The following is a 1,166-nucleotide window of genomic DNA, read 5'->3' as shown; positions in this document are numbered from 1 at the left end:
TCGATAACTTTAGCAACAACGCCCGCACCAACGGTACGGCCGCCTTCGCGGATTGCGAAGCGCAGACCATCGTCCATGGCGATCGGGTGGATCAGGGTAACAACCATCTTGATGTTGTCGCCCGGCATTACCATCTCTACACCTTCCGGCAGTTCGATGGTGCCCGTTACGTCAGTAGTACGGAAGTAGAACTGCGGACGGTAGCCTTTGAAGAACGGAGTATGACGGCCGCCTTCATCCTTGCTCAGGATGTACACTTCTGATTCGAACTTGGTGTGCGGAGTGATGGAGCCCGGCTTCGCCAGTACCTGACCACGCTCGATTTCGTCACGCTTGGTACCACGCAGCAGAACGCCAACGTTCTCACCGGCACGGCCTTCGTCCAGCAGTTTGCGGAACATTTCTACGCCGGTACAGGTGGTTTTGGTAGTCGCCTTGATACCAACGATTTCAACTTCATCACCTACCTTGATGATACCGCGCTCTACACGACCGGTAACAACGGTACCACGGCCAGAGATAGAAAATACGTCTTCGATCGGCAGCAGGAACGGCTTGTCGATGTCGCGCTCAGGTTCCGGGATGTAGGAATCCAGGGTTTCAGCCAGTTCGATGATCTTGGCTTCCCACTCGGCTTCGCCTTCCAGCGCTTTCAGCGCAGAACCGCGGATTACCGGCGTGTCGTCGCCCGGGAAGTCGTACTGAGACAGCAGCTCACGCACTTCCATCTCAACCAGTTCCAGCAACTCTTCGTCATCAACCATGTCGCACTTGTTCAGGAACACGATGATGTACGGAACGCCTACCTGGCGACCCAGCAGGATGTGCTCACGGGTCTGCGGCATCGGGCCGTCAGTCGCAGCAACAACCAGGATTGCGCCGTCCATCTGAGCAGCACCGGTGATCATGTTTTTAACATAGTCGGCGTGCCCCGGGCAGTCTACATGAGCGTAGTGACGGGTCGGGGTATCGTATTCAACGTGAGAGGTGTTGATGGTGATACCACGTGCTTTTTCTTCCGGCGCGTTATCGATCTGATCGAATGCACGAGCGCTACCGCCGTAGGTTTTAGCCAGAACGGTGGTGATAGCAGCGGTCAGGGTAGTTTTACCGTGGTCAACGTGGCCGATAGTACCGACGTTAACGTGCGGTTTTGAACGTTCAAA

At 55.6% G+C, this 1,166-nt stretch carries 1 protein-coding gene; it reads right to left on the bottom strand.

The features are described from left to right. A partial coding sequence (tuf, locus tag EIEH_RS00005; protein WP_035608189.1) for an elongation factor Tu occupies positions 1-1,166 on the bottom strand: 1,166 nt, incomplete at both ends.

Origin of the sequence: Edwardsiella ictaluri ATCC 33202 (assembly GCF_000264785.1) — a bacterium.
GTDB classification, from domain to species: domain Bacteria; phylum Pseudomonadota; class Gammaproteobacteria; order Enterobacterales; family Enterobacteriaceae; genus Edwardsiella; species Edwardsiella ictaluri.
This window is presented reverse-complemented; position numbering and strand designations above follow the sequence as displayed.